Source organism: Butyricimonas synergistica DSM 23225 (assembly GCF_000379665.1).
GTDB lineage: Bacteria > Bacteroidota > Bacteroidia > Bacteroidales > Marinifilaceae > Butyricimonas > Butyricimonas synergistica.
Genome location: NZ_KB903360.1, coordinates 672,193 through 693,404 on the forward strand (window position 1 = coordinate 672,193; position 21,212 = coordinate 693,404).

General features: G+C 43.8%; 19 protein-coding genes and 1 tRNA gene. 7 read left to right on the forward strand and 13 right to left on the reverse strand.

From position 1 onward, the window contains the following. Positions 1-61: 61 nt before the first annotated feature. The 3 genes from A3CY_RS22085 to A3CY_RS0111170 are packed head-to-tail and all read left to right on the forward strand — an operon-like array spanning position 62 to position 2,140. Entirely contained in the window at positions 62-892 is an 831-nt protein-coding gene (locus A3CY_RS22085; RefSeq protein ID WP_018338009.1) for a J domain-containing protein, read from the forward strand. Positions 893-950: 58 nt separating this feature from the next. Further along, complete coding sequence (locus A3CY_RS0111165) at positions 951-1,445, forward strand: hypothetical protein (RefSeq protein WP_018338010.1); 495 nt, start codon at positions 951-953, stop codon at positions 1,443-1,445. Continuing rightward, positions 1,445-2,140 (forward strand): restriction endonuclease, encoded by a 696-nt coding sequence (locus A3CY_RS0111170; RefSeq protein ID WP_018338011.1) that lies wholly within the window; start codon positions 1,445-1,447, stop codon positions 2,138-2,140. The genes A3CY_RS0111165 and A3CY_RS0111170 overlap by 1 nt, the downstream gene beginning before the upstream one ends. 255 nt (positions 2,141-2,395) lie before the next feature. Here the strand turns inward: A3CY_RS0111170 and A3CY_RS0111175 are convergent, their stop codons facing one another. The 8 genes from A3CY_RS0111175 to rbfA all read right to left on the reverse strand — a co-directional run bounded on the left by A3CY_RS0111175 (position 2,396) and on the right by rbfA (position 9,433). Next, positions 2,396-3,853 carry a COG3014 family protein gene (locus tag A3CY_RS0111175; RefSeq protein ID WP_018338012.1) on the reverse strand — a complete coding sequence of 486 codons (1,458 nt, stop codon included), beginning with the start codon at positions 3,851-3,853 and terminating at the stop codon, positions 2,396-2,398. A 54-nt stretch (positions 3,854-3,907) separates the two neighbouring features. Further along, the gene (locus tag A3CY_RS0111180) at positions 3,908-4,504 is read right to left on the reverse strand and encodes a penicillin-binding protein activator LpoB (RefSeq protein ID WP_018338013.1); all 597 of its coding nucleotides are present in this window, start codon (positions 4,502-4,504) and stop codon (positions 3,908-3,910) included. Positions 4,505-4,609: 105 nt separating this feature from the next. Then, complete coding sequence (locus A3CY_RS0111185) at positions 4,610-5,470, reverse strand: N-acetylmuramoyl-L-alanine amidase-like domain-containing protein (RefSeq protein ID WP_018338014.1); 861 nt, start codon at positions 5,468-5,470, stop codon at positions 4,610-4,612. Positions 5,471-5,548: 78 nt separating this feature from the next. Further along, positions 5,549-6,571, reverse strand: coding sequence for a phenylalanine--tRNA ligase subunit alpha (gene pheS / locus A3CY_RS0111190; RefSeq protein ID WP_018338015.1), 1,023 nt, complete (start codon positions 6,569-6,571; stop codon positions 5,549-5,551). A gap of 70 nt (positions 6,572-6,641) precedes the next feature. After that, positions 6,642-7,049 (reverse strand): VanZ family protein, encoded by a 408-nt coding sequence (locus tag A3CY_RS0111195; protein ID WP_018338016.1) that lies wholly within the window; start codon positions 7,047-7,049, stop codon positions 6,642-6,644. After that, on the reverse strand, positions 7,049-7,864 hold the full coding sequence (locus A3CY_RS0111200; protein WP_018338017.1) for a peptidylprolyl isomerase: 816 nt from the start codon (positions 7,862-7,864) through the stop codon (positions 7,049-7,051). Before A3CY_RS0111200 ends, A3CY_RS0111195 begins: the two co-directional genes overlap by 1 nt. Positions 7,865-7,874: 10 nt before the next feature. Further along, on the reverse strand, positions 7,875-9,083 hold the full coding sequence (locus A3CY_RS0111205) for an ABC transporter permease (protein ID WP_018338018.1): 1,209 nt from the start codon (positions 9,081-9,083) through the stop codon (positions 7,875-7,877). An 11-nt stretch (positions 9,084-9,094) separates the two neighbouring features. Beyond that, positions 9,095-9,433: a 30S ribosome-binding factor RbfA gene (gene rbfA, locus A3CY_RS0111210; protein ID WP_018338019.1), complete on the reverse strand. Its 339-nt coding sequence runs from the start codon at positions 9,431-9,433 to the stop codon at positions 9,095-9,097. 91 nt (positions 9,434-9,524) lie between these two features. Here rbfA and A3CY_RS0111215 point away from each other — a divergent pair. The 3 genes from A3CY_RS0111215 (at position 9,525) to speA (ending at position 13,180) form a co-directional block, all read left to right on the forward strand. Continuing rightward, positions 9,525-9,600: transfer RNA gene (locus tag A3CY_RS0111215), tRNA-Pro, on the forward strand. A 96-nt stretch (positions 9,601-9,696) separates the two neighbouring features. Further along, on the forward strand, positions 9,697-11,160 hold the full coding sequence (locus tag A3CY_RS0111220) for a hypothetical protein (protein WP_018338020.1): 1,464 nt from the start codon (positions 9,697-9,699) through the stop codon (positions 11,158-11,160). 127 nt (positions 11,161-11,287) lie between these two features. After that, positions 11,288-13,180 carry a biosynthetic arginine decarboxylase gene (gene speA, locus A3CY_RS0111225; protein ID WP_018338021.1) on the forward strand — a complete coding sequence of 631 codons (1,893 nt, stop codon included), beginning with the start codon at positions 11,288-11,290 and terminating at the stop codon, positions 13,178-13,180. Positions 13,181-13,837: 657 nt separating this feature from the next. Here the strand turns inward: speA and dinB are convergent. From dinB to A3CY_RS0111250, 5 genes are all read right to left on the reverse strand, one after another. Then, positions 13,838-14,914 carry a DNA polymerase IV gene (gene dinB, locus A3CY_RS0111230; RefSeq protein WP_026207571.1) on the reverse strand — a complete coding sequence of 359 codons (1,077 nt, stop codon included), beginning with the start codon at positions 14,912-14,914 and terminating at the stop codon, positions 13,838-13,840. Positions 14,915-15,071: 157 nt separating this feature from the next. Further along, the gene (locus A3CY_RS0111235) at positions 15,072-16,094 is read right to left on the reverse strand and encodes a 1,9-bis(guanidino)-5-aza-nonane synthase (protein WP_018338024.1); all 1,023 of its coding nucleotides are present in this window, start codon (positions 16,092-16,094) and stop codon (positions 15,072-15,074) included. 74 nt (positions 16,095-16,168) lie between these two features. After that, a complete protein-coding gene (gene speB / locus A3CY_RS0111240) occupies positions 16,169-17,032 on the reverse strand; it encodes an agmatinase (RefSeq protein ID WP_018338025.1) in 864 nt (287 codons plus the stop codon). A gap of 132 nt (positions 17,033-17,164) precedes the next feature. Continuing rightward, positions 17,165-18,460 (reverse strand): amidohydrolase family protein, encoded by a 1,296-nt coding sequence (locus A3CY_RS0111245; RefSeq protein ID WP_040371679.1) that lies wholly within the window; start codon positions 18,458-18,460, stop codon positions 17,165-17,167. 96 nt (positions 18,461-18,556) lie between these two features. Then, complete coding sequence (locus A3CY_RS0111250) at positions 18,557-19,684, reverse strand: Fic family protein (RefSeq protein ID WP_018338027.1); 1,128 nt, start codon at positions 19,682-19,684, stop codon at positions 18,557-18,559. Between the two features lie 316 nt (positions 19,685-20,000). Here A3CY_RS0111250 and A3CY_RS0111255 point away from each other — a divergent pair, with 316 nt between their 5' ends. Beyond that, positions 20,001-21,167 (forward strand): FecR domain-containing protein, encoded by a 1,167-nt coding sequence (locus tag A3CY_RS0111255; RefSeq protein ID WP_018338028.1) that lies wholly within the window; start codon positions 20,001-20,003, stop codon positions 21,165-21,167. Positions 21,168-21,212 lie beyond the last annotated feature (45 nt).

Genomic DNA, 21,212 nt, shown 5'->3' on the forward strand with positions numbered 1-21,212 from the left:
TAATCGGTAGTTATTCTTGGTAAATATTGTTATTTCTTAAGGATAGAAAAGTAGATAATCTATGAAAAATTATTGGCAAATATTAGGGTTAGAAAAAGGAGCTACACAAGATGAAATAAAGCAAGCGTATAAAAAGTATGCTAAGAAATTTCATCCGGATTTGCATCAAAATGACGAATTTTTTAAAGAAAGATTTCAAGAAATTCAAGAAGCATATGAAATTCTATTGAATCAGAAATCACATTCAGAAGATGATGAGCAAGACTATTCTGATTACATGGATTTAGAGGAACCTCAAATTATGTACTTTACATCTTCTAGAGATGAAGTGCATGTTGGTGACATAATTACATTATCTTGGGAAGTTTTATATGCAGAAAATGTTTATATCAAAAACTTGGGAAGACAATCTTTAGCAGGAAGTAAAAATATTAGAATAAATAAATTTACGAATGGATGCTGTGTGTTTGAATTAGTAGCTAGTAAGCACGAGTATACTACGTATTCCAAGATATGTTTAAAGCAAGCAGATATAAGCAACCCTAAAATATTACATTTTCATACACCCAAAGAATTAATTGAAGATAAAGAACAAATCATGTTATATTGGGATGTAAAGAATGCAATTAAAGTTACATGTTCTGAATTAGGAGAAATTCCTTTACAAGGAAATCAATCTGTTAGAATCTTTTTTGGTAATGCGAATTGTAAAGTTATTTACTTGAGTGCATATGGAGAAGGTAGTGCTTGTTCGAAAAAAGTTATAAGACTTTATAAAGCAATTGATACGGCGAATTTGGATAATAAGGAAAAGATGGCTAATAAAATTCTTCTTGCTTTTTTTATTGGAATATTCATTTTTATGTTCATTTATTCTTTATCTTTATTGTAATGTAGGTTAATAATGAAGTAAGTTTTTTTGAAATTGAACGAGGAAAAGGTTATGAGTTATGAAATTTAAATCTATCGAAGAATTAAAAAAAGAAGGGTTTATTGGTTTCGTGTCAATAAACGAGTTATGGAGAGATGCTTCTTGTATCTCGAAAGAGAAAGGTGTTTATCTCGTGTTGTACGTGAATGACGGGATGCCGATTTTCTTGGAGAAGGGGTGCGGGGGATTGTTCAAGGGGAAAAATCCGAATGTTTCATTACGTGAATTACGAGAGAATTGGGTTGTTGATACTCCCGTGATTTATATTGGAAAGGCGGGAGGAAAAACATCCTTGGCAACCTTGTATAGGCGTTTGTCGCAGTACTTGAAGTTTGGGCAAGGGGAAAATGTTGGTCATTGGGGAGGTCGATACATTTGGCAAATAGAGAATGCCGGTGATTTGTTAATATGTTGGAAACCGGTAGAGGATCCGGAAGAAATGGAACGAGAATTGATACAATCATTTAAAAAAGAATATTCTGGTAAACGACCTTTTGCTAATTTGAGAGATTAATGAAACCGAGAGAATACGAATTGTTTGTTGGCGATTATTTTCGCCAACAAGGATATGAAATTGAAATAACTCCGGAAACGGGAGATTGGGGAGTAGATATTTTTGCACGGAAGAGTAATGAAAAAATTGCTATTCAAGTAAAAAATTATGGAGGGGGAACGAGAAAGATCAATCGACAAATGGTGATGGAGTTATGCGGTACAAAAGAATATTTTGATTGCACGAGGGCGATAATGGTGACAAGTGGTGATGTGATGGATGATGCTGTAATGGTTGCACGAAAATTGGAAATTGATATTATTTATTTGGACGGGAAGGGAAATGAATCTGTTTCACGACAGAGGGATGTAGATGTTAATTCACAAGGACTTGATTTTGATACGATTTGGAGTAAATATATTATTCCTTTGGCAGGCAAAACGTTGAAGCGGGAAAATGGGAACGAAAATCAAATACTTGAAGTAGATTGGGGTGAAGTGAAAAGAATTACGTCTAATGGGAAAATAGGAAAAATTAAGATTGAGATTTTTAAGTATGCGGTAAATAAGATATTGAAGGAAGGTTTTGTAACGAGAGATGATATTAATCAAAATTACGCGGGGCGGGCTTCTTCCGGGGTGGTTTTAATCTTGTCGCAGGTTCCTTTTTTCGAGTTGATGAAGTGTCCGATGGGATTGCAGATGGTAAAATTGTGAAAATCTTTAGGCATTTGTTTTGCGTGCAGGACAAAAAGTAAATTTGTGGCTTTGTCCTGCGCATCAGGGTATATTTCTGCTGTTTTAGGGTGAGGAGATGGAATAAAGTAGACTTATAGCCGAGTTAAAGCCGACAGGGGGCGGTTTTATTCATGTTGAGAAATAAGGATAGACCTCGTGTGCGGAATGAACACGGAAGGATTTAAAAGGGGGAAAAATGTTTTGTACTTTTGGAACAGGGGTGCGTGGACAAGGTTAGAATTGGCGGGAGTCCATCGTTTGGAACACGTGAAAGCGGGTTTTCCTGCCACCGCCTTCGATGGAGATTTGATCCGTGTTGCGGGAACCGTTGCGAGTGGTAAATTGCAGGGGAATGTTGTTTATTCCGGCATTGAGAGGGACACGAGTGTAAGAAATGGAATAGGGGAGTGTTTGCCAGTTGCGGGTATCTGCTTTTTCTGTCAGGGAATTGGCAATGCCGACGGCGAACCCGAGCCATTCGTTTTGTTTTCGGGCGGTGTACTCGATTCCTTTTTTGGCGGCTACACGCAAGAGGGAAGTAGAAAATTCACGCACCATGCGATCTCGCAAAGTCTTGAGAGCAATCTCGTTGATGTTCTCTGCAATTTCCAGGGGATAGGTTTTTGCGTCGAGCACGAGCGAGCCGTTGGCATACAAGGGCGGACGTTCCATGTACTTTGGGAAAGCGACTCTCAGCATTTGTAGGTTGGCAATGCTTTGTCGTTCGGCATCCGAGTAACGGGAATCAAAAAAGAAGGGGAATGCAAATCCGAATTCGTCATTGTGGAAGACGATTGCCCCGTCGCCTCTTTTTTGTTTGGCGAAATTGATGCTCCATTCCGCTTTCACGGGCCCCATTCCGTTTAGCCAGAAGAAAACAAGTTGCCCGTTTGCCGGGGGTGGGGTGTGCTTGTAAGTAGTGTTAAATTCTTTCTCATATTGCTTTAATTCTGCCGTGAATCCGCAGTTATAGGCGGAACGCATCAGATCTTGTTTCAATTGTTCCGGGGCTTGCACTCCGAAGTTTTTCGTGTAATCGGATTGGTAGACCTCGTAAGCGTTACGATATGCAATGAATGCGTTGTTGGCGTCCCCGGAGGCATCGTAGATCAATCCCATCAGTAAATGGGCGAAAGCGTCCCGTTGATAGCGGTTCTTGTGGTCGGGATATTTGTCATTCAGTTGATACAGTTTGATGTTTATTTTCCTGACTTCCACCAAAGCCCCTTCCATGTCGTTCAAGTCAAGGTAATTCAATGCTTTATAAAAATTGATCATGATTACCTCGAAATCTTCCGGGTGATACGGACGTGCTTCCGGGTTCGTGATTAAGGCGACTGCTTCCGAACCGAGATTGCGATGTTGCTCATCAATTAGATTCTCGGCAGTTTCAAAATACTGGTTGCTATTTTGGGGGTGTCCCAGCATGAATTCCACGTATCCTTTGTTGAGATAGTAGAGAATCCGGTTTTTCCCGGTAGCTTGTTTTTTGTCTTTATCCAGTAGTTTGTTTGCTTTTTCAAAATTCCCGGCAGTCACGGCTGATTGAAATTCGGCGGTACGTTGGTACCAGGTGGCACATCCGGAAAAGAGGAAGAGAACGATAATGAACCCGAAGAGTTTGTAAGGTTCATAAAGCTTGTGAATCCTTGCGGCATTTCTGCTAAAATATGAATGATGAACGTGTATCATGTAGCGTTGGATTACTTTATAAACTTTATGAACCTTATAAGCTTTACAAACTAATTAGAATACTTTATCCGTGATTTGTTTCTTTATTTTCTTGTCCCCCATCCAGACAACTTCATTCGTTTCGATGTTAGTAAGTTGCAAATCAATTTGGTAGGTGACTACTTTTTGTTTCTTGTACGAATCCACGATGCTGTTGATTGTACCTTGCAGGATAAAGTCTGCTCCTAGTTCCTTACCCCATTTCTTGGTGGTTTCGGGGGAAGCGTAATCCTGTTGTTCTGCACGTTCTTTTCGTAGTTCGTTACGTTTCTCTCCTGCTACGACCAAACGGATATTTCCATCACGGATGACAGCTTTCTCGACATCCTTGATAAAAGTTTCAGAATTAATGTGTTCATGGCTCTTGTTCTCCACTAGCCCGACCACGATTACCGGGCGTTTTTCGTTCGCTTTTAAATAGCGGGGAATCCAGGCAGAGGTCAATAAGTCCCCGATCATTTCTTCTGACACGAGGCGTGAATCGCTATCGTTCCAGCGTCCACTCAAATCAATAGTTTCGCTCGGGTCTAAACGGGCAATTTTCCGGCTCCCGCATCCGTTCAGTATCGCGAAGGTTAACACGACGAGTGTTCCGATAAATACTTTTCTCATATTCTTTCGATTTTAGGTTTATATTCAAATTCCACGATATATATCAAATTTCATAACAATAATTTGACCAAATATACGTATTAGCGCTTCTTAAGGATGTTAATTTCATTTAAAATTGACAGGACGTGCAATTATTATGCCTGAATGGGAGCGAATGCCCTGCAAATATTCTGGTAAAGTGTTTTCCGTGATGACCACTTTTCGGGCGGAAAGAGAGGCGTGGAGCAGATGAATTTGTCCTTCTTGTTCGATAGCTATTCCCACATGAGCGGTATCCAGTCCCTTTTTATCCGTTGTGATAAGGATAATGTCTCCCGGTTGGATTTGTCCGGTTGCGGAGGAAACTTGATCTTTGGGTATATAGTAATATTTCCGGTTATTGATATTGTTTTCAATGCGGACGATCTTTTCGACAAGGGTGGAATCCTGTTTTAATACAGGATATTTTTGCCAATTACGGGAAATGAAACCAACTTTATTAGGGAAAGGTATGCCTTCGTTCTCCCGGGTAACATCTTTCAGCATATCTGCTTGGCTCATTTCATATAACCAATCGGTAGAGTAATGAAGGCGTGCCGTGTAGTCGGTGATTTCACCGTTTCGATAACGTATTCTTTGTAAGTTTTTCAAGAATGTTTCTGTTTGTTGTGGATCGTATTTTTCCAACAAAGCTAATGCAAGTACATTATCCACGAAAGTCACGCAATCGAGTTCCTGTAGGTTTACGACAAGTTGTTCTTTCGGGTTGATTTCCAACGTGCCTCCCTTGTATGGCGTATTGATAAAGAATTGCCCGATAGCTACAATCCGTTCGTTCAAGGGAAATTTGTATAATCCCTTTTCCGAGGCGTACTCGAAGAATCGGGTGAGAGTGGCTTTATCTTCCGGGGATATAGATGATTGAGCCTTACATCCCGGGAATATAGAGGGAAGGATAACCAGGAACAAGAGAAGTTTTTTTTTCATAACAAATGTTTTCGAGTGAATAAAAAATGAGGAGCCGCATAAACGGCATCCTCATCTCTCTTGTGTTGTGTTTATATATTATTTGCCTGCGGCCGAAAATTGTTCAAGGAAGCGGATGTCGTTCTCGAAGAAAAGGCGTATGTCTTTGATGCCATATTTCAACATCGCGATACGCTCGATTCCCATTCCCAGTGCGAACCCGGTATATTTTTCTTTGTCTATACCATTTAGTTCGAGTACGTTGGGGTCAACCATTCCACAACCTAAAATTTCTAACCAACCCGTGCCTTTGCACACGTTGCAGCCTTTCCCGTGGCATAACGTACAGGATACGTCCATTTCTGCCGACGGTTCGGTGAACGGGAAAAACGAGGGACGCAGACGAATTTGCGTGTCAGCCCCGAATAGTTCCTTTGCAAAGTAAGTGAGAGTCTGTTTCAAGTCGGCGAAAGAAACATTTTCGTCGATATAAAGTGCCTCGATCTGGTGGAAAATACAGTGTGCCCGAGCCGAGATAGCCTCGTTACGGAATACCCGTCCTGGGGTAACAAGACGAATGGGAGGCTGGTGTGTTTCCATGTCGCGAACCTGCACGGATGAGGTGTGCGTGTGGAGTACCAGATCAGGGTTCTTCTGGATGAAGAACGTGTCCTGCATATCGCGAGCCGGATGTTCCTCCGGGAAGTTCAATGCAGAGAAATTGTGCCAGTCGTCTTCGATTTCGGGTCCTTCGGACACGGTAAAACCAAGTCTGTTGAAGATAGATATGATTTCGTTTTTAACGATAGACAGAGGGTGGCGAGTCCCGAGTTTCATGGGGTCTCCCGGCATGGTCATATCCAGCCCGCTGAGCCCTTCTTCCGCGTTACTCAACATCTCTTTCAACTCGTTTACTTTCTCTAATGCCGTATTTTTCAACACGTTCAACTCCTGTCCCACGGCTTTCTTTTGCTCAACCGGGACGCTTTTGAAATCATCAAACAGAGCGGCGATAGAACCTTTCTTGCTTAAATGCTTGATTCTAAATTGCTCTACTTCATCCAGCGTCGTGGCTTGGAAGTTTGCTATTTCATCACGGAGTTGTTTTATCTTATCTAACATCTTCTCAAAAATTTGAAATCCTTGGAGGGCAAAGTTAATAAAAAAGTCTTACACATTCTTGCTATCGTGATTAATTCTTTTTCCAGAAACGAGCAATCAGTTTGTCTTTGTACTTTTTTGCAGTGGGGTATAGCAAACAGCCTGCCACTCCCCCGAGTATATCGGCAATCAAATCCCACCACTCGGCACCCCGGTGAAAACACGAGTATTGCAATATTTCGATCAGTCCGCCATACACGAAACTGAACCCGATGGCGATCGGGTAGCAAGCCCGTGGGGACAAATTGGTTTGGTAGCGTAATTCGCTGCACAGAAAGATCGACATGATAAAGAACATTCCGAAATGAACTACTTTATCCAGGTGGGGAATATTGAGTTTCGGGTCGGGAATGGAGCTCGACGGAATGGCACACAGGAAGAAAATGATTCCTGCCCATATCAGTGTTCGCGATAATAGAATGTATTTGCGTGCGATCATTATTCAATTACTTTTACTTTGATTATTCTTACGTCTTTTACCGGACGGTTCTTTTTATCCGTCTGTAAGGCGGCGATTTTGTCGAGCACGTCGAAACCTTCGATCAGTTCTCCAAACACCGTGTACTCGCCATCCAGGTCATGAGCGCCGCCCGCTGTCGTGTAGGCTTGTTTTTTCGCTTCGTCCATGAAGAGTTTGTCGGTATTCTTGTCCCAGTCCCGGGCGATGTCCTCTTTGATCTTGTTGGCTATTTTCCGAAATTCCGGGACATTCTTCTGGGCTTTCAAGGAATCTAGGATTGCTTTTTTCTCCGGGGTATAGTATTTATTCTGTATCGCTCGTTTGATAGGGGAGTTAACCGATTTCTCGATATATTCCAGTTCTTGGAGCGGGTATTTTCTGCCGACAGTAAAATAGAACTGCGAGATGTCTGATTTCTTGAGCGGATTCGTTTCGTCCGGTTGCCGGGGTGCTGCCAGGGCTCCTTTCTTGTGATAATGATGCGGTTTGATTTCCGCATCTATCGTGATTTCTCTGCCGTAACCCAGTTCTTGTCCGGGGACGGCATTCCGGCTGTCCTCTGAACCTCCTTGTATGATGAAGTTTTTAATCACCCGGTAGAATAATGTTCCGTCATATTGACCGGATTTTGCCAGTTCGATAAAGTTATCCCGGTGAATCGGCGTGTCGTTGTATAATTTAGCCTTAAGATTCCCCATGTTAGTTTCTATCAGCACAATGCGCTCTTTTTCCTGTCCTTTGCCGGGGAAAGTGAAAAGGGTGAGAATGAACGAGAATATCAGAAGTTTATACATATATTGTTGTTTATGATTTGACGATTTTGTTGACAAGGAATTTTACGGGGAAATGCGAGGCGATAAAGCCAATAGCAATCACCGTGACCATGATGGTCAAGATGTCCGAAGTGACTACCTTCACGGGATAGGCGCTAATGATGTAGCTTCCATTCCCGAGGGTGATGAATCCGTAATATTCTTGCAACAGGCAGAGTACCGTTCCGACAATCAGCCCGATAAGAGCCCCAATGCCCGTGATCAAGTTGCCCTCGAGTTTGAAGATGGAAATGATTTTTTCTTTTGTCATCCCGAGGGCTTGGTAGATTCCTATATCTTCTTTTTTGTCGATAATCAACATGGAAACAGATCCTACAATATTAAAGGAAGCAATCAATAAAATAAACAACAAGATCAGGAATACCGCCAACTTTTCCGATTTCATCATGGCGTAAAACGAGCGGTTGAGATCGTATTTGTCGAGTACTTTATACTCGGTTCCGACTTGGGAGGCGAGTGTAGCTTTGAAGGACGCGAGGTCGTCCGGGTTTTGCAGTTTGATCTCTATTTTGGATATCTCTCCCGGAACCCCGAACAACTTTCTTGCGGTTTCGATACCCGTGATCACGTATTTCCCGTCAATATCTTGTTGTGCCGAGAATATCCCGATCGGGTATATCCGTTGGTTGTTCAACGCTGACATGGATGCCGACGAGGCTGTTTTATCGGGATAATAGAAGGTCACCGGGTTCTGTACACCAAGACGGGTTTTTAGAGCGGCGGCAATGCCATACCCGAGTACCACGGTCGGTTTGTCACCCTCTTGCAAAGCGTATTTCCCGCTGACGATTGTGGGTTCGATGCCCACGTGCCGGGCGTAATCTTCGTCCACGCCTTTCACGACCACGGGAACGAGCTTGTCCCCGAATTTAACCAGTGAATTTTCTTCCACGACGGCGTCGAAAGAAGCGATGCCGGGCGTCTTTTTCAATTGTTCCAGCAACACGGAATCCGTGGTAATAAATTTCCCTTGTACCGGAGAAATGGTCACGTCCGGGGTGAAACTGTCCGTGACCGTTGTAAGTAACGTGTCGATGCCGTTGAACACGGAAAGCACGACAATCAATGCTGTCGTGCCTATCATGACTCCCACCATGCTGATGATGGAAATAATGTTTATGGCATTCTGCTTCTTTTTCGAGAACAGGTACCTCCGGGCAATGAATATCGACAGGTTCATCGTGAACGGGGCTATTGCTTCAACAAGGAATCAATCTTGTCGATGTAATCCAGGCTATCATCCACGAAAAATCGCAATTCCGGGATGATACGGGTTTGTTTTCCGATCTTTTTCCCTAGAATAAAACGGATGTTTTTGTTCTTTTCATCCAAAAGTTCCAGCACCTTCCCCGAGAGCTTGGACGGGAATATGCTCAAGTACACCCGGGCATATGACATATCTGCGCTAACTCTCACTGCTGTAACGGAAAGCATCGCACCTCCGGTGTATTCTTTACACTCTTTTTGAAACATTTCGCTTAAATCCCGTTGTATTAAACGCCCTACTTTATTTTGTCTTATCGAGTCCATAGCAAGAAAAAAAATTATTCAATAAAAAATTTCCACAAATATAGTGATTATAATTGATACTTTTATTATCTTTGCCCTCGCAAAACGGAAACGAGATGTAGCGCAGTTGGTAGCGCGCCACGTTCGGGACGTGGAGGCCGCTGGTTCAAGTCCAGTCATCTCGACCAAACAATAAAAAGAACGCTTTTAAAGCGTTCTTTTTTGTTTTTCTATTCTGAAAAATATGCGTACATTGCATAACGATTTTAGGATGTAGATTCGTTATGATTGATATTCAAGTAAAGCTGCATGATAAGTACTCTGTGGAGATGAAGGTGGGGTACGTGGTGGATCGCAACCGGAAGGAGAACGAGTTCAGGATGAACACGTGGTTTTTCGTGCCACATAGTCTTGGTATTAGTGCGTCGACTTACTCGAAAGATGATTTCTACAAAGATGTGCGTTCCAACGTGCGGTTGATAACTCCGATTTACTCGTTGGAAGAAATTGCCGAGGGGGAGTGGACGCCTTTCGTGTTTTTGGAGGATGCTTTCCTGCATCTCGTGGAAGAACGCACGAAGGAAGCGCTCGAAACTTACGAGTACCAGATCAAGATGTTTACCTCCATATTTAAAAGTGCCTTGCGGGGGAAGGTGAACGAGGCAATTCATCACGAGGTAGAGAGGAGCGAACGGGAGCTTCAGGTGGAGCATTACGTGACTTGTGTTCGGGTTATAGCCCGGCGTTACCGGGAATTAAAAAAAATCATTAATGTCACGGGGCTGCCTAAAGAGGCGGCGAACTATTTTTCTTTCGGGGATGAGTATCTCTCGAATCTGATAGAGTTTCATACTTTCCGCTTGTTGGACGGGTTGAAGGAGTTCGATCCAAAATGCTACAAGCTGGAAAAGAAAAGATTGTTGGAGTTGATACACGGGGAAATCGGCTACAAGCAGAAAAACGGCTATCTCGTGGCGGAAAAGGACAGTAAAGATCAGAATCGAGCCGTGATCTATCGGCGGGGTATTCTGAAAAAATATGCGGAGAGCGATCTTTTCTTGAAAGCATCCAAGAAACGGGACGGGGTACTGGTTGAACAAATATATTATAGTATAGCTGCCGGGTTGTCGATGATATTTGCCACGGTAATCGCTTTCTCCTTCCAGAAAAAATACGGTAACTTTACGATGCCTTTGTTCGTGGCTTTAGTCGTGAGTTATATGCTGAAAGACCGCATCAAAGAATTGATGCGATTCTACTTTGCACACCGTTTGGGAAAGAATTATTTTGACCGGAAAATAAAAGTCAGCATGGGCGACAAGGTTGTCGGGCAGATCAAGGACGGCGTGGACTTTATCTCGGAAAATAAAGTGCCGGAGGAGATCATCAGCCGGCGGGCACGTACCGACTTGTTGGCGGCAGACAACCGGAACTCGAGCGAGCGGATCATCCTGTACCGGAAATGGGTGCAGTTAAACGCGGAGATTCTGGACGAGTATGGGCAGTATGACATTGCGGGGATAAACGAGATTATTCGTTTCGACCTGGGGAGTTTTGCCCGGAAGATGGACGAACCTGCTTATGAATTGTATGTCCCGGAAGGGGAGGCAGACCACGCCTCGATCAAGGGGGAGAAAATCTATTACGTCAATTTTTTGATTCAACTCCAGCACGAGGGGAATGTCGAGTACCGGCGTTTTCGTTTAATGATAACCCGTGACGGGATACGGGAAATCCAAAAATTATAGAGAAGATACTAAAAGTTAAATAATTTAGAGGGTTAGGTTCGGACTATCCCGCGTAAAAGTGCGTTATTTTTGAAAATATATTGTAGCTTTGCGGGACAATCAATCTTAAAGATCTTATAGAACAGAAATGAGAAAATGGAGCATTGACGATTCAGCAGAACTGTACAACATTAACGGTTGGGGGCTGAACTATTTTTCGATTAACGAGAAAGGACACGTGACGGTAACGCCGAAGGTGGGAGGACCCAGGATAGACATCAAAGAATTGATGGAAGAGCTTCAGGTGAGGGATGTGTCCGCTCCCGTGTTGTTGCGGTTTCCGGATATTCTGGATAACCGGATCGAGAAAATCTCAAGTTGTTTCCAGGCAGCTGCCACGGAATATGGTTATACGGGGAAGAACTTTATTATCTACCCGATCAAGGTGAACCAGATGCGTCCGGTCGTGGAGGAGATTGTAAGTCATGGTACAAAGTATAATATCGGGTTGGAGGCAGGCTCCAAGCCGGAATTGCACGCTGTCCTGTCCATCGACATTGACGACGATGCCATGATTATCTGTAACGGATACAAGGACGAGAACTATATCGAGTTGGCATTGCTGGCACAGAAGATGGGAAGGAACATTTACCTCGTGGTAGAGAAGTTGAACGAGTTGAGGAATATAGCGACTATATCCAAGCGTTTGAAAATTCGCCCGAATATCGGTATCCGGATCAAGCTGGCAAGTTCCGGCAGTGGCAAATGGGAAGAATCGGGAGGCGACGTGAGCAAGTTCGGCTTGAACTCGAGCGAATTGCTGGAAGCACTCGAGGTGCTCGAGAAAAATAAGATGACTGATTGCCTGCAATTGATACATTTCCATATCGGCAGCCAGGTAACAAATATCCGCCGTATCAAAACGGCATTGAAAGAAGCCTCCCAGTTCTACGTGCAATTGAAAGGGATGGGCTATAATGTACACTTCGTCGACATCGGCGGAGGACTGGGGGTCGATTACGACGGTACCCGTTCCGCCACGAGTGGTAACAGCATGAACTACTCGATTCAGGAGTACGTGAATGATGCAGTTTCCGCATTAGTGGATGCCTGCGAGAAAAACGAGCTAGAACAACCGAATATCATCACCGAATCGGGGCGTTCCTTGACGGCACACCATTCCGTGTTGATTTTCGAGGCATTGGCAAGTACCAGTTTGCCGGCTTTCGACGAGAACGAGGAAATCGCGGAAGATGCCCACGAGTTGGTGAAAGAGTTGTACGACCTTTGGGAAAACCTCAATCAGCCCCGTTTGATCGAAACGTGGCATGATGCCATGCAGATCCGCGAGGATGCACTGGGGTTGTTCAATCTCGGGTTGATCGATTTGTATACCCGAGCACAGGTTGAGCGCTTGTTCTGGTCGGTAGCACGTGACGTGTACGACATGGCGGTGAACACGAAGCACTCGCCGGATGAGTTAAGAAAGATTTCCAAGTTATTACCCGATAAATATTTCTGTAATTTCTCGTTATTCCAGTCGTTGCCCGATTCTTGGGCGATTGACCAGATATTCCCGATTATCCCGGTTTCCCGCTTGAACGAACAACCGACCAAATCGGCAACTTTGCAGGATATTACCTGTGATTCCGACGGGAAGATTGATAATTTTATCTCTACGCGTAACTTCTCCTACCACCTTCCGGTACACGAGCTGAACGGGAAAGAACCTTATTATTTCGGGGTATTCCTCGTGGGGGCTTATCAGGAGATTCTAGGAGATTTGCACAATCTGTTTGGCGACACGAATGCCGTTCATATCAAAGTGAAAGGCGACGAGTACGTGATAGACAAGGTGATAGAGGGTGAAACCGTGGCAGACGTGTTGGAATACGTGCAGTTTATGCCGAAGAAAATGGCACGTACCGTTGAGGTATGGGTGACCAGTTCCGTGAAGAAAGGAATTATTTCTGCGGAAGAAGGTCGCGAGTTTTTGTCAAATTACCGTTCTGGACTGTATGGATATACCTATTTGGAATAAGCAGAATAAAATCTACTAGATATTGAAAGGGCGTGTCAATGACTTCAATGGAGTTTTGACACGTCTCTTTTTTTGTAAAAATCCTCACGATTAAATGTTAATGTAAATATTTTCACACAGAAAATCAATGTGTTATATGGCGACGTGAATTTAACACTATTAAAAGTCCCGCAAACGTTTGTAGGTAAAGAAAGATTTTATAGCTTAGCAACGGTGAAAGAAAAAAGCCTCGTGCTGTCACAGCAGGAGGCAACCAATAACAAATTTATGAAAAAAAATCGAAGTCTCTTTTGAAATCCGATACAAAGGTATCGGATTTTCTTTATATATGAAAATTCTTTCCGTTAAATTTCCATTATATAGATTAATCATTGAAATCTACACATGTAAACGTATTATCGATGTAAAGGTTTCAAGATTGTCTGCAAAATTTTAATGAACTCTGAAAATAAAAATGGTCCGCGCTGTCTCAGCGGGGACCCAAAATACCAATAACAAATTTATGAAAAAAAATCGAAGTCTCTCTTTTTGAATTCCGATACAAATGTATCGGTTTTACATCGTAACCAAGTTACTTTTCTATTAAGTTCCGGTTACACTATGTTTTAATTCAAATTGTATGCCTATATACGTCAATATAACGTAAAGGTTTCCTAATTAATCAAAATCAAACTTTAATTGTAAAGGAGAAGTGTCTGCGATCTCTTCATAAGGATTTGAAACTGAAAGACCTATGAGGCGAATCCTAAACTGTGTTAATTCTAAGTCTTTCAAAAGTTTTTTTGCCAGGGGGAGTATTTCTTTTAATGTAAACAGTTCGTGTGCCACACTGGCACTGCGTGTTTTTTGAGTAAAATCATGGAATTTGATTTTTAGCGTGAGAGTATGTCCCTTGAAATTAGACTTTTCCAGCCGATGGATGAGTTCCGTTGCCACGTGATACAGCTCGATAATGACGGCGATATAATTCGTCAGGTCGTTCTCGAAAGTACTTTCACAACCCACGGACTTGCGGATTCTCTCGGGGCAGACGATTCTTGGGTCTATGCCGTTGGCGAAATCGTGGTACAGGCTTCCGGCTTTCCCGAAATTGCGGGTAAGAAAAGTCAACGTGCATTTCTTCAAGTCGGCACCCGTGTGTATCCCGAGAGAATGCATCTTGCGGGCGGTTACCTTGCCGATTCCCCAGAATGCCTCGATCGGTAGTTTGGCGATAAAGGCGGGCGCCCGGTCGGGATGTATCGTGTAAAGTCCGTCCGGTTTCTTGTAATCGGAAGCTATTTTCGCCAGGAATTTATTGTAAGACACCCCGGCGGAGGCAATAAGCCCCAGTTTCTCCTTTATCTCTTTTTTTATTGCGCGGGCGATATCCACGGCGAGTGAAATCCCTTTTTTGTTCTCCGTGACGTCCAGAAATGCCTCGTCCAAGGCAAGAGGTTCTATGACATCCGTGTATTCCCGGAAAATCTCGTGTATTTGCTCGGAAACCGTTTTATAATGCTCCATGTGGGAAGAGGCGAATATCAAGTCCGGGCACAATTGCTTGGCTTTCATGGACGACATGGCAGAGCGTACGCCATAACGGCGAGCCTCGTAACTTGCAGCCGCTACAACCCCTCTCTTCTCCGCTCTTCCCACGGCAAGGGGCTTTCCCCGGTATTCCGGATGATCTCGTTGCTCGATGGAAGCGTAAAAGGCGTCCATGTCAATGTGAATGATTTTCCTGTTTTCCATCTCCCTTTTTCAAGAAGTAAATATAGAAATTTTCCGGGAGAATAGAAAGGAAGCGGGGAAGGATGATGAGGAATTTATCCCCGCGGAAGTGTAGAAGTTTTCCGCAAGCGGGAGTTTATAAAATGAAGAAAGGGACAGCAAAGTCCCTTTCGTTCTCTTATTTTTGGAATAATTTGTTCCAGTTCTTGTATTCTCTCTCTTTCCAAGGTCCGTTGTGGTAAACGTAGCTGGCGATAGCGGGAATAACGGTCGTTCCTTCGGCGTAAACCATTTGTTCGTAGGTAACGTCTACTTTACCCCATGAACAAGCTTCTTTCAAAGTTGAAGAGGAGCATGCACCGTCGCGAACGTCAGCCACGGTGATTTGGATGGCGTATTTGTGCATGGGCACGTCAAAACCTAAGATTTCGGCACAGACTACGGTGTCTTGAGCGAAGTTTTTCGGGGTTCCGCCACCGACCATGAATAATCCGGTGGTTCCTGCCTTGATTTTGATTTGGGTCAATTCGACGAAGTCTTTCACGGAGTCGATAGACACGTGTTTGTCGGGGTGTTCCCATTGGTGTTTACCGATACCGAATCCTGCGCTACAATCAGAGAATGCCGGACAGAAGATGGGTACCCCGCATTCATAGCAAGTTTGGATTAAGCTGTCTTTTTTCACGGCGTGTCCCTCGTGTAGCCATTTCCCGATCTCCCATATAAATTCACGTGATGAATAAGGACGGGGTTCCAAGTTGTTGGCGATCTCGTAAGTAGTGTGGTCGCAAGCTTGCAATTCCTCCTCGTCGATGAACGTATCGTAAATACGGTCAATGTAAAGTTCTCTCAATTGCATGTCAGGCACGTCTTGGTGTCCTTTGTAGTGTTTGAAGCCAAGAGCCTCGAACAGGTCCATGTCAATGATAGAAGCACCCGTGGATACTACCACGTCGATCATCTTGTTACGAACCATATCCACGTAAACCTGCATACATCCGGCAGCACTGGTACTCCCGGCAATGGTAAGAATATTCGTACACTCTTTCTCGCCAACCATTTTCATCAGAATATCAGTTGCTCTGGCTGTATCGCGAGAGGTGAAGGACATATCGCGCATCGCGTCGATCAATTGGGTTGAGTCATACGACTTGATGTCGATGTGTTTGATAGTGTCTTTTAATAAATCTTTCTTTTCCATTTTATTTATTTAAAAATATAAGGTACAATTATGAGGACCTTATTGACTCAATTTCTTGATTATGTGATTTCTGATCATTGGTTTTGATATTTCATGCTCAATATCTGGTAGATCAGTTTGCTTGCCAGGAAGTCGGATGACTTGTTGACGTCGTTGGGGCAAAGTTCTACCACATCCAGACCGATGATGTTATGACGTTCGTTAATCAGTTTGAGGAAGTTCAGTACCTCTCTGTAATACAATCCGTCCGGTTCCGGGGTTCCGGTTGCGGGCACGATAGCCGGGTCGAAAACGTCCAGATCGATGGTAATATACACGTTGTCGTGTAATTTCTGGGATACCATGTACATCCAGTTGTTCCCCTCCTTGGCGTCATGCAAGTCGTGAGCGTAAAAGATACGGTCGGGCATGATATTTTCTTTTTCCTCGATGGCTGAACTTCTGATACCCACCTGTGCGACAGTCGCTACTTCTTTGGCACGAGCCATCACGCAAGCGTGATTGTGGGTAGAACCCTCGTACTCGCTACGCATATCGGAGTGAGCGTCCAGTTGCAGGACAGAAAATTTGTCATAGTGTTTGGCGAAAGCCCGGAATACCCCGATGCTGACTGAATGCTCTCCGCCCAGTATCACGGGGAATTTTTTATCTGTCAAGATTTTATCAACCTGTTTTTCAACTTCTTGGGACATGGCTTCCGGGGAGGAGGCTTCCGTCACCGGGTCTAGTGTCGCTATGCCGCGGGTGTAAACTTCGGAATCCGTTTCGATATCGTAGAGTTCCATGTTAGCCGATGCTTCAAGGATCGCATCGGGACCTTTGTCCGCTCCCTTCAACCACGTGCTTGTTCCGTCATAAGGTACAGGCAATACTACAATCTCGGCACTTTCGTATGCCGTAAACTCATCCTCGAGTCCTCCATAATTTTTCTTTTCCATATCTAATTGGGTTTATAGTGTTTATAAACTCCTTTCTTTATAAAAAGGTCTGCAAAACTAACGAATATAATTGAGAATTGAAAATTGAAAATTGAAAATGAAAAATTAATCTGTTATTTCGATTTGTGGCTGTCAAACAGTGGTTTCGGAGATGCGTCGCATGGCATTCATGGTTTCTTCTTTGTCGATGTTCATAACTTCCCGGTTGAGCATGATCCATTTCCCGTTGACCATCGAGGAGCGGATGTTCTTGCTGTTTGCTGCGTACACGATGGCGGAGTATTCGTTGTACATCGGAATCATGTTGCTGGCGTCGGCATGAACCACGATCAGGTCCGCCCGTTTGCCCGGTTCGAGGGAGCCGGTCAGGTGGTTTAACCCTAGAGCTTTTGCCCCGTTGATGGTGCTCATCCGCAAGGCGGTTTTCGCGGAGACTGCCTCCGGGTTGTAATGTACTCCTTTGGGGAGTAGGGCGGCGAAACGCGTTTCTTCCACCATGTCCAGCGTGTTGTTGCTTGCCGTGCCGTCCGTCCCGATGCCCACGTTTATTCCGGCTTTCAGGTAGGCGTCCGTGTCGGCAATCCCGCTGGCAAGTTTTAGGTTGCTTTTTGGGCAATGTGCGATGGACGTTCCCGTGCGGGCGTATAATTCGATGTCATTCGGGTTGAGCCAGACGGAATGGGCGGCAATTACGTTCCGGTCGAGCAGACCGATCGAGTAGAGGTATGCTGCCGGGGATAAGCCTGTCCGCGTGGTGATGTCCTCCACTTCTTGGCGGGTTTCCGCCACGTGGATGTGAAGAGGTATGTTGTATTTTTCCGTGATGTCTTTTGCTTTTCTCAGGGTTTGTTTCGAGCAGGTGTACGGTGAATGGGCACAGACGGTCGGGTGTATCAGCTCGTGCCCGTACCATTGTTGCACGAGGGATTCGCAACGGGCGATCCCCTCGTCAAGCGTGCGGAAGCTGGGCGTGGGAAAGTCGATGAGCGATTCGCCGATAACGGCACGTATCCCGGCTTTCCGGGCTTCTGCGGCGATGATGTCCTCGAAGAAGTACATGTCGTTGAAACAGGTGGTGCCCGATTTGATCATCTCGATGAATGCCAGCCGGGTGGCCATGACGACATTCTCCGGCGTCACCATGCGGGCTTCTGCCGGGAAGATGTGGTCGTTCAGCCACGTGTGGAGGGGTAGGTCGTCGGCGTACCCGCGCAGCATGGTCATGGGGACGTGCGTGTGCGTGTTCACGAACCCGGGCATCACGATCATGCCTTCTGCGTCGAAGTTCTCGGCATCAGGCATCTCGATTTTACCGGGGCGAATCTCTTTGATGCAATTTTTTTCTATTAGGATAGAACCGTTTTTAATTATCTCCATCTCCTCGTTCATGGTGAGGATTCGGGCGTTGAATATGATGGTGTTTGACATGGCGTTTGTATTGATTATCAATTTTTTGTTCAATTTGTGAGTGATTTGCGGGAATGGATGATAAGTGGTTATATACAGGGATTCATGCTGCGCTGTTTATGAGTTGAATATGTCAACATATTTTTTTAATATATAAATCCGTCCTCTTTTGCTTCCTGTCACTTCAGATAGAATACCGACTTCTTCCAGGTTTCTAATTAGTTTGTAAGCGGATGCGGTACTGATGTCTGCAATTTCTGCAATCCAATTGGCACTTGCAATAGGTCGTTTGTACAATTCGGTTACGACTTTTAATGCGTTTGCAGATCGGCTTCCCAAGGATTTGATTTTTTCTTCGTATTCCTTTTGCAGGCATAAAATATTTTCAAAAGTTTTGACTCCGTTATCTGCTGTTTCAATTACTCCGGTCAAAAAGAATCGAAACCAACTAGTAATGTCATTTTCTGTACGTGCCCGCATTAAATTTGTGTAATAGGAATTCCGATGCTTTTCCAGGTAATCAGATAGGTATAGGATTGGGCGTTTTAGAATACCTTTACTTACTAAATAGAGGGTTATCATTAATCGTCCAGTTCTTCCGTTCCCGTCTAAAAAAGGGTGAATAGTTTCAAATTGGTAATGGATTAAAGCAATTTTCAATAATTCAGGAATCAATAATTTGTCGTTGTGTACAAACTCATCAATATCATTCATTAGATCTGGAATGGACGTATGCACGGGTGGAACGAATATCGCATCATTGATTGATGCGCCACCGATCCAATTCTGACTTTTTCTAAATTCTCCGGGTTGTTTATGTTCTCCTCGCACTCCACTAAGTAATACTTTATGAACATTCCGTATCAATCTGGAAGAAAAAGGAAGTTCTTCCAGCATTTTAATCGCCTCATTCATCGCATTGATGTAATTATGGACTTCCATCCAATCATTTCTTTTGTCTAAAGGGACATCTTCTTTCGCAAGAAGAGCTTCTTCCATGTTTGTTTGTGTTCCTTCTATTTTAGATGATTGTGTCGCTTCTTTCATTACATGCATACTGATGAATAAATCAATATTGGGGATATGTTCCGAATACATATCTAGTCGTCCAAGCATCCTATCTGCTTTGCTTAGAAGAGTGATAATTTCCATGTTATCTAATATCCAAGCTTTATTTATAAAGTTCGGTTGGAAACTTTTGTAGTAACCTTGGTTTATTTTTATACCCGATTTAAAGTTTTTCATTAGATTTTATTTTAGGATTTCACGCAAATATAGAATAAAGAATTTCTTATTTTAGTTTTTGTCCTAAAAATAAAATAAGGAAATTTCTTATTTTAGTTTTTGCTCTAAAAGTAAAATAAGGGTGGTTGTTATTTTAAAAAATCCCTCGAAATTGAAATAGGTTAATTTCTTTGGATGTGAAAAGATGTGTATTTTGAACTGTTTTATCGCTTTAATTGCTAAAACATGTTAAACATTAAAAGCTTCAGGTAAAAATGGGGAGGGAAAATTGTTTTGTAATAAAACTGCGATTAAAAATGGATTTATCGAGAGTATTATGAAGAAATTTAATGATAAGGAGAGAGAAGATTTAGAGATTGCCCAAAAGGCGGTGGAGCGGGCGGAGGCGATGAAAAAGGAGATGCTTTTGCGGGGGGGGGAATTTACCGGGGAAGAGGGGATGGAACAGAGCGGAACGGGTGTCGTGGAGCGGATGGTAGAGGATGTGCACCGGGTGGCACGGCTGGACAGGGAGGCAGCAGCGGCTAGATTGCAATCGAGATTACGGGGGATGGAGCGGAGAAAACGGGCATTCCGTCGTTGGCTGTATGTGGGGAGTTCTGTGGCGGCAGCGGTAGTGTTGTTTTTTATGGTGACGATGATGTTGCCTGAAAAAGAGCGGGTGATGGAGAAGACTCCCGTGCTCGTGAACGTGGCAGAGATAAAAGTGCCGACGTTAATCACGACCGGAGAGGATGATGCGATTGTCGCATTGGACACGCTGGAGGTGAAGCAAGGAAATGACGTGTATGTCGTGGGAGAAGAGAGTCAGACTAGAACAGTCGAGGAAAATGAGCCGGAGGGGAAGCCGATTCGTAATGTCCGCATCGTGATTCCAGCCGGATTCACGTATAGCGTTCAATTGGCGGATGGTTCCACGGTTATGCTGAATGCCGGCAGTGAATTAAGATTCCCGGAGGAGTTTCGGGATTCTGTTCGGAAAGTGGAAATCAGGGGGGAAGGCTATTTCAATGTAAAGAGATCGGATATGCCTTTTATCGTGCAAGCCGGGGAGACACAAGTGAAGGTTTATGGTACGCAATTCAATATGTTTTATTGCGAGAAACTTGCACTTTCTGAAGCTGTGCTCGTGGAGGGAAGTATCGGCATGATGGCGGGAGGCAAAGAAGTAAAGATCGAGCCGAATGAGCGAGTGTATTATACAATGAAGGATAGTACGGTGCGGATGGAGAGGGTGGATCCCGTGGATTATATCGCTTGGTTGGGAAGTAGTTTTAAATATAATGGAACGAGGTTGGATAAGATTGTTTTCGATATATCTCAATGGTACGGGGTGGAGATCAAGCTTGCCCCGGAACTGGAGAGCCAAACATTTAGTCTTGAATTTGATAAATCTTCTACTATCGATTGGGTGATAAAAGCCCTTGGGTTGATTATTGATAAGAACATTAAACAAGAAGGAGGTGCCTACTATATAAATTAATTTCATTCAACGAAAAAGAGAATCCGCTTAGAGTAGATTCCCTTT

Bases quoted from the DNA above. Each gene is read 5' to 3' on its own strand.
- A3CY_RS0111250 (WP_018338027.1), bottom strand. From the start codon at position 19,684: ATGAAAAACTTTAAATCGGGTATAAAAATAAACCAAGGTTACTACAAA.
- rbfA (WP_018338019.1), bottom strand. From the start codon at position 9,433: ATGGACTCGATAAGACAAAATAAAGTAGGGCGTTTAATACAACGGGAT.
- A3CY_RS0111255 (WP_018338028.1), top strand. From the start codon at position 20,001: ATGAAGAAATTTAATGATAAGGAGAGAGAAGATTTAGAGATTGCCCAA.
- A3CY_RS0111175 (WP_018338012.1), bottom strand. From the start codon at position 3,853: ATGATACACGTTCATCATTCATATTTTAGCAGAAATGCCGCAAGGATT.
- A3CY_RS0111235 (WP_018338024.1), bottom strand. From the start codon at position 16,094: ATGGAAAAGAAAGATTTATTAAAAGACACTATCAAACACATCGACATC.
- speA (WP_018338021.1), top strand. From the start codon at position 11,288: ATGAGAAAATGGAGCATTGACGATTCAGCAGAACTGTACAACATTAAC.
- A3CY_RS0111200 (WP_018338017.1), bottom strand. From the start codon at position 7,864: ATGTATAAACTTCTGATATTCTCGTTCATTCTCACCCTTTTCACTTTC.
- A3CY_RS0111180 (WP_018338013.1), bottom strand. From the start codon at position 4,504: ATGAGAAAAGTATTTATCGGAACACTCGTCGTGTTAACCTTCGCGATA.
- A3CY_RS0111220 (WP_018338020.1), top strand. From the start codon at position 9,697: ATGATTGATATTCAAGTAAAGCTGCATGATAAGTACTCTGTGGAGATG.
- A3CY_RS0111245 (WP_040371679.1), bottom strand. From the start codon at position 18,460: ATGTCAAACACCATCATATTCAACGCCCGAATCCTCACCATGAACGAG.
- A3CY_RS0111205 (WP_018338018.1), bottom strand. From the start codon at position 9,083: ATGAACCTGTCGATATTCATTGCCCGGAGGTACCTGTTCTCGAAAAAG.
- A3CY_RS0111170 (WP_018338011.1), top strand. From the start codon at position 1,445: ATGAAACCGAGAGAATACGAATTGTTTGTTGGCGATTATTTTCGCCAA.
- dinB (WP_026207571.1), bottom strand. From the start codon at position 14,914: ATGGAAAACAGGAAAATCATTCACATTGACATGGACGCCTTTTACGCT.
- A3CY_RS0111195 (WP_018338016.1), bottom strand. From the start codon at position 7,049: ATGATCGCACGCAAATACATTCTATTATCGCGAACACTGATATGGGCA.
- speB (WP_018338025.1), bottom strand. From the start codon at position 17,032: ATGGAAAAGAAAAATTATGGAGGACTCGAGGATGAGTTTACGGCATAC.
- A3CY_RS0111185 (WP_018338014.1), bottom strand. From the start codon at position 5,470: ATGAAAAAAAAACTTCTCTTGTTCCTGGTTATCCTTCCCTCTATATTC.
- A3CY_RS22085 (WP_018338009.1), top strand. From the start codon at position 62: ATGAAAAATTATTGGCAAATATTAGGGTTAGAAAAAGGAGCTACACAA.
- pheS (WP_018338015.1), bottom strand. From the start codon at position 6,571: ATGTTAGATAAGATAAAACAACTCCGTGATGAAATAGCAAACTTCCAA.
- A3CY_RS0111165 (WP_018338010.1), top strand. From the start codon at position 951: ATGAAATTTAAATCTATCGAAGAATTAAAAAAAGAAGGGTTTATTGGT.